Raw genomic sequence first — 457 nt, 5'->3', positions numbered from 1 at the left:
AGTGCCAAGGCATCCACCGTACGCCCTTTCTACCTTGATCTAGCGTCTAAGACACACGGTCCTCACGGACCATATGTGAAATTAATTGGTTTGATGTCTTGATGAATCTTCAGTTTTCAAGGAACAAAGTGGAGCCTAGCGGGATCGAACCGCTGACCTCCTGCGTGCAAGGCAGGCGCTCTCCCAGCTGAGCTAAGGCCCCATATTGGAATTCTCAAAAAAATGGTGGGCCTAAGTGGACTCGAACCACCGACCTCACGCTTATCAGGCGTGCGCTCTAACCAGCTGAGCTATAGGCCCTCATATTTTGATTGTCGAGAGATTTGGTCTCTCAAAACTGAACGATGGGCAATGCCACATGGGCATTTTCCTTAGAAAGGAGGTGATCCAGCCGCACCTTCCGATACGGCTACCTTGTTACGACTTCACCCCAATCATCTGTCCCACCTTCGGCGGC

The 457-nt window shown here is 51.2% G+C and carries 2 tRNA genes and 1 rRNA gene; all 3 read right to left on the bottom strand.

The annotated features are described in order from the left end of the window. Window positions 1-129: 129 nt before the first annotated feature. Window positions 130-202 (bottom strand) — tRNA-Ala (locus EVJ33_RS15210). A gap of 21 nt (window positions 203-223) precedes the next feature. Next, window positions 224-300 (bottom strand) — tRNA-Ile (locus EVJ33_RS15205). Between the two features lie 75 nt (window positions 301-375). Beyond that, window positions 376-457 (bottom strand): 16S ribosomal RNA (locus EVJ33_RS15200); the annotation flags it as partial.

The sequence above is a fragment of the Exiguobacterium sp. SL-10 genome, assembly GCF_004337025.1.
Taxonomy (GTDB): Bacteria; Bacillota; Bacilli; order Exiguobacteriales; family Exiguobacteriaceae; genus Exiguobacterium.
This window is presented reverse-complemented; position numbering and strand designations above follow the sequence as displayed.